Annotated in this window: 7 protein-coding genes; 1 reads left to right on the forward strand and 6 read right to left on the reverse strand. The window is 55.4% G+C overall.

What is annotated here, in order from left to right:
* Positions 1 to 628 (reverse strand): HDOD domain-containing protein (locus QNK41_RS06745; protein ID WP_319255056.1); only part of this gene is annotated, 628 nt, incomplete at its 3' end.
* Between the two features lie 256 nt (positions 629 to 884).
* Complete coding sequence (locus QNK41_RS06750; RefSeq protein ID WP_319255058.1) at positions 885 to 1,454, reverse strand: stage II sporulation protein M; 570 nt, start codon at positions 1,452 to 1,454, stop codon at positions 885 to 887.
* A 238-nt stretch (positions 1,455 to 1,692) separates the two neighbouring features.
* Here QNK41_RS06750 and uvsE point away from each other — a divergent pair, with 238 nt between their 5' ends.
* Positions 1,693 to 2,589 (forward strand): UV DNA damage repair endonuclease UvsE, encoded by an 897-nt coding sequence (uvsE, locus tag QNK41_RS06755; protein WP_319255060.1) that lies wholly within the window; start codon positions 1,693 to 1,695, stop codon positions 2,587 to 2,589.
* 112 nt (positions 2,590 to 2,701) lie between these two features.
* On the opposite strand, the gene QNK41_RS06760 is transcribed toward uvsE, so the two are convergent.
* The 4 genes from QNK41_RS06760 to QNK41_RS06775 all read right to left on the reverse strand — a co-directional run bounded on the left by QNK41_RS06760 (position 2,702) and on the right by QNK41_RS06775 (position 5,147).
* On the reverse strand, positions 2,702 to 3,148 hold the full coding sequence (locus QNK41_RS06760) for an FCD domain-containing protein (RefSeq protein ID WP_319255062.1): 447 nt from the start codon (positions 3,146 to 3,148) through the stop codon (positions 2,702 to 2,704).
* 72 nt (positions 3,149 to 3,220) lie between these two features.
* Complete coding sequence (locus QNK41_RS06765) at positions 3,221 to 3,397, reverse strand: GntR family transcriptional regulator (protein ID WP_319255064.1); 177 nt, start codon at positions 3,395 to 3,397, stop codon at positions 3,221 to 3,223.
* A gap of 195 nt (positions 3,398 to 3,592) precedes the next feature.
* The gene (locus tag QNK41_RS06770) at positions 3,593 to 4,336 is read right to left on the reverse strand and encodes a DUF6125 family protein (protein ID WP_319255066.1); all 744 of its coding nucleotides are present in this window, start codon (positions 4,334 to 4,336) and stop codon (positions 3,593 to 3,595) included.
* Between the two features lie 232 nt (positions 4,337 to 4,568).
* A complete protein-coding gene (locus tag QNK41_RS06775) occupies positions 4,569 to 5,147 on the reverse strand; it encodes a GIY-YIG nuclease family protein (protein WP_319255068.1) in 579 nt (192 codons plus the stop codon).
* Positions 5,148 to 5,510: the final 363 nt, after the last annotated feature.

Here is a 5,510-nt window from a genome sequence, read left to right on the forward strand (position 1 = left end):
GAAGGTGGTGGTTTTCAATCATATACGTCATATGGGAGCTGAAATGCCATTGTTTGGCGATAATACCCCCCAGCGTGGCGTGATCCATCCCCAGCACCGCTGTTTCGGCTTCGACAAAACTCATGCCTTTTTCGGCCACCAGTTTCTGGATCGCCGGAAGATGCTCGGCCACAAACTCGTGGAGAATGACCTTGCCGATATCTTTTAGCAGGGCGGCGGTGTAGATGGCCGGAAGACTCATCAGGTCCCGCTGGCCGGCAAGGGTCCTGGCAACCATGGCAACGGCCAGGCTTTGGCGCCACAGATCTCCCTTGGCCAGGCCATATCCCTTCTGGGAGCACTGCAGGTCGCCGGACAGGTTTTGCGACAGCACCATCTCCACAACTTGCTGCAACCCCAGCATGGAAACGGCCTGCCTGACGGAATCGACTTTGACCGGCAACCCCATGTGGGCGGAGTTGACCGTTTTCAACAGGTTGGCGGTGATGGCCGGATCCCGCTCGACCACTCCCACCAGGTCATTCAGCGACGATTCCGGGTCGTCGGCGAGATCCAGGACTTTGTGGATGACCGTGGGAATGGGCTCCAACCGTTTTACTTTTTTTAATATGTGGGCCAGGCTGTCCATCGTTCAACGATCCTTTCTTCCGGTTTGGCAGGCTGTTGAAAAACGTCATGAGCGCAGGCAAGACAAGGCGAAATCCGGCTAAAAAGCGCAGTTTATGGTTGGTAAATGAGCATTTTGAGTCGAATTTTAACGCCGTATGGCCAATCGCAATCGTATTTCAATAGCTGTTCGGGTGTCGCGCAACCTATCGTGCGTGTTACCATAAACCATCGGCCTTTTTGGGGCCGGCATTAGGAACTTTTGTGACGGCTTTTGATTATCCTGGAAACCATCCGGAAAGATGCCCGCGGCCCTCAACAATGGCAGCCAGCAGCAGCAAGGGGAGAACGATCAGAAAAAACAACTGGTTGGACCGTTTCCAGCGTTGAAAATAGGTTCCGGGATCAGCGCTGAACCGATACCCTGCGCCACGCCAGAGACCGACACCCCAGGCGATCATCATGGCGGGCCATTCGAACATGCCGTGTGGCACCAGCATGGTGGCGGTGTCAACGGGAGATAGACCAGCTGCGGTCACCACGATCCAGCCCAGAATCAGGCCGTTGGCAATCGCGGTGACCACCGGGACCAGGCCCCACAGGGTGAGCAGGCACATGGTGATATAGGTGGCCACGAGGTTGTGGACAAACAATGAAAAGATGAAAGATACGCCACCTTTACCGGCAAACTTGCCGGCCAGACTGCCGGCCGCCTGGTGGAGAAAGCCCAGGGCGTCGGCATACATCCATCCCCCAAGACAACTGCCTGTATAAACGAGCAGGGCAATTAAAATGCAGTAGCGGGCCTGGTAGAGGGTTGACCAGGCAGTGGCGTAGTGACGATTCAACACATTCGCATCCAATCCGGCGGAGTGGGGTTTGACGGGACGTTGCGCGAACCCGTCAAACCCTTTTGTAATTATTATGCTTTATGACCGGGCATCAACCTATCGGTTTCATGCGGCAACCGAATGCCGACCGACAACAACCAAATAGTTGCAGGATGCCAGGTCCATGCGCAAGTTGAAAGAAAGATATGCTACATTGGAATGTTGATGTAAAAATACCAAGCGTTGAGGTGACACCATGATCCGTTTTGGCCTGTGCTGCATTTTTCGAGAGGCGCCCATCAAATTCCGACGTACCACGGCCAAGTACCTGCTGTCGCTGTCCGGGGCGGCTCGGGCGACGCACCTGTCCTCCATTTGCATTGACAACGCCAATGCGCTTTACCGAGCATTGAACTTTTGCGTCGACAATGGCATTGGCGCCTTTCGGATCAACAGCCAGATCCTGCCCGTTAAAACCCATCCCGATGCCGGATATGACCTGCATGAATTACCGCAGGGAGACCAGATTGTTGCGCGTTTCAAGCAATGCGGGAACTTCAGCCTCGATAACGGCATCCGGACCTCCTTTCACCCCGATCAGTTTATAGTACTCTCCTCGCCTGATGCCGGTGTGGTCAAACGATCGGTGGCTGATCTGGAATATCATGCCCAGGTGGCCGAATGGGTGGCTGCCGACGTTCTCAATGTCCACGGCGGCGGGGCCTACGGTGAAAAGTCGACGGCGCTGAAGCGATTGACATCGGTTATCAACCGGTTATCCCCGAAGGTGAAAAGTCGGTTGACGCTGGAAAACGATGATCGGGTGTACACGCCGGCGGATCTGTTGACCGTGTGCACGGCAACCGGCGTTCCCCTCGTCTACGATGTTCATCACCACCGCTGCCTGCCCGACGGAAAAGGAGTGGAAGCCATAACGAAAGCGGCGATATCCACCTGGCATCGTGAGCCGCTTTTTCATCTCTCCAGTCCACTGAACGGTTGGGGAAAGGGACCGTGCCGGCCCCATCACGACTATATCGATCCGGCTGATTTCCCCAATTGCTGGCGGGACCTGGACATTACGGTAGATGTGGAGGCCAAAGCCAAAGAACTGGCGGTGCTGAAGTTAAAGGCGGACTTGGCAAGCCGATGATTGAACCCTCACCGCGGCCCCGATGAGTGGGATCTCTGCTTCGCTCCGACCCCGATGGCGGGATCTCCGCTTCGCTTCGACAAGCGACGGGGAATGTGCTCGCTGTCGCGGTTCAGAAACCGGCCTTGTCTTTTTCCTTCATCAGATGTTCAAGGCCGCTGAGTACATGATTTTTGACACTGTTGATGTGCCGGGAAAGTACGGCTTTGGCACCTGCCAGTTGGTTGTCGCGAATGTGGCTGAACAATTCCTTGTGGGTGGTGTCCGCTTTGTCCATCGAGGTCGAAAAAAGGATGTTCCCCCCATATTTGAGATAAAGCAGGTCGAACAGCAGTCGCAGGGTCTGATGCTGAACCCGGTTTCCGGACAGGCCCGCCAGCGTCAGGTGAAACTCCATATCCTTGAGCAACCGGCCGTATAGGTAGATCTCCCGCGAGGCTTTCAGGTGGGCATCTAATGCATCCTCCAGCTTTTTTATGGACTTGCTGTCCATTCGTGCCAGGGTGCGAGGCAGCAGGGCCAGTTCGATCTGTTCCCTAAAGTCGTAGATCTCCTCCACCTCCTGGATGCTGACCGGTTCGGTGTAGTATCCACGATGGCGTTCATGGCGGACCAGACCTTGAAATTCAAGCTACTTCAGGGCCTGGATCACCGGTGTCTGGCTCATGCCCAGCCGCTCGGCCAGATCCCGGTAGGCGATTTTCTGCCCCAGTACGATCTCGTTGTGGAACAGCATATGCCGGATGCCCTGGTAGGCCTTGCGAGTGTGACCGGTGTCCGGCGTCTGTTTTGCTTTTGAGGGGGCCATTTAATCTTCCTTGGCTGGACACAGCGCTATCGCAGGTGGTTGCCATGCGATGACAATAGATTTGATTAAATAAAAGCGGCACGGATGTCAATAGAGGCCTGGCTCCATTGGTCCGTTTGTTCAGGCGGGCTCTTGCAGTTGACTATCAAGTTGATCGGCGGCGCGGATAAACGCGAAACTTCCCCAATTTCACATTTACTCGAGCGAAAAACGCCAAGCGCAATACCAATCGTCCGGGTGGTCATCCGGTGGACAGCCGATGCATTCGGTATGAATGCGCGGGTCGATGGCGCGGGCAAAATAGGTGTACTCCACCAGACCGGCAGATTTGCAGGGGTAGTCGGGCAGATTCTTGCTGTTGCGGGCCACCTGGACACGGCATTTGTTCATGCGGAAAATGAAGGCGTCGGGCCCCTCGTCGCTAAAGGACTGAACGTTGATCCGTGCGTAGACACGGAAACTCAAGGCCCTTTTCAACCCGTCCAGGCCGGGCCGGTCCCCGAGTCCCAGGAACCGTTTGACGGCCCAGGCCTCGAAGGGGGAAAAGTGTGCCCAGCACGAGTCGTTGCAGCGCTTGGCGTCGTTCATGCCGCTGGTGAATTCCACGGACTGAAACCACACGCCATCGTTGGCCAGCCAGTTGATCGCCGCGCCGTCAAGCAGCGCCAACAGATCTTTCTTTGGGAGGTTCAGCAGTGGTCTGGGGACGCCGTCTTGCATCTCGAATCCCAGTAGCTTGGACAGCCGGTTGAGTTGAATGCCCATGCTTTTTTCCGAGGCGACGGACAGGGCTTCCAGGGCCTTTTCCATGCCCATCTGGTGGCGGATCTCGGTGAACCAGAGTGCATAGTGGATGATTGTGCGGTGCATGACATCCATGACCAAGCGAGCGGTCTGCTCCTGGTTCAGATCATCGATGCTTTTAACGGCATCGGTCATGGGGCGTCTCCTCTCGTGAATCGGTGTATTGCCGGGCGGGTTGCAGCCGAACGTCGATCGGTGAGCACTGTAGGCAAAGGCCGGTGTGAAGTCAAGAGATTCGAACAAAAGCCCAAAATTGACGGGTTTCTGCAACAACGGCGGCGTGTTTCGCCGTCGGGCGCAGAATCGATCGCCGGCTGGATGTCCACATCGCAAACAACGCCAAACGCCTACGTTTTTGCCGTTCACTTCAGGCAATGAAAGCCTCTTTGGTCAGATCGAACCTGGACAGTGGACCATGGACTGGTATTTCCCTGCAGACCTGCATCGTAAAACGGTAAAAGTCCGGCAGTCGGGGCAAGTGGATCAAGTGTGAACGGCATGTGCAGTCCGTGGCACCGAACCCCCGGATGGGGCGAGACGCCCCATTTAGGGCAGAAAGAACCGCCGCCCAATCATGCTCGCGTTTGACCGGATCGGTGGTGGTCCAGAGTTCAACCGGACGCAAGGCGCTTTTGATATAGTCCAGATGCCAGTGGGGCCGGTGTGATGGCTTCAGGTGATGGGACAATCGAGAACGCAGGCCGCCGGGGCCGAAAGCGCTGCCCACGTAGATCCAGTATCCGCTGGATATAAAAATCGGTCCGAGTTTTCCGGCGACTGCCTTGAAGGGCGCCGGGCAGCTGAACATCAGGGCATAAGTGCCATGGCGGTTAAGGGCCATTTCAACAGTCTCTTCTGACTCCACCAAAATGGGGGTTTTTCGTTGGACGTCCCCGGCAACCTTGCCTGTCTGCAAGATGAGGCGCAGAAATGCGATCTGCTTCAACCAGGAGCCTGATTTTGAGAGGGTTTCTCTTTATCTTTGAATGGCTGGTCATGAAGGTTTCCCGGTTTGTTAAATTAGGTTGATGTGGCTACTGATTATCGGAAATCGGCAAGCGGGTTAAAGGCATGGATCAAAAACAGTCCAGTCAGGGCTATTGCCATCTTTTCTTTACCCCAAACTGAGCGATTAACCTTTCGCGAAGAAGGTCGATTGGTAACGATCACGGTTGGGTACCATCGATGGTTGTATTCAAAAGGTGAAACCCATTGGGATTGCCGATCTCACCGCATCTTCGGCGTTAGATATCGCCGCGCATAGTCCACTATAGCGCGACGACATCTGCCTTGAATCTGCGGCAAGCTC

Source organism: Desulfosarcina sp. (genome assembly GCF_033791525.1).
In the GTDB taxonomy this organism is placed as follows: Bacteria; Desulfobacterota; Desulfobacteria; order Desulfobacterales; family Desulfosarcinaceae; genus Desulfosarcina.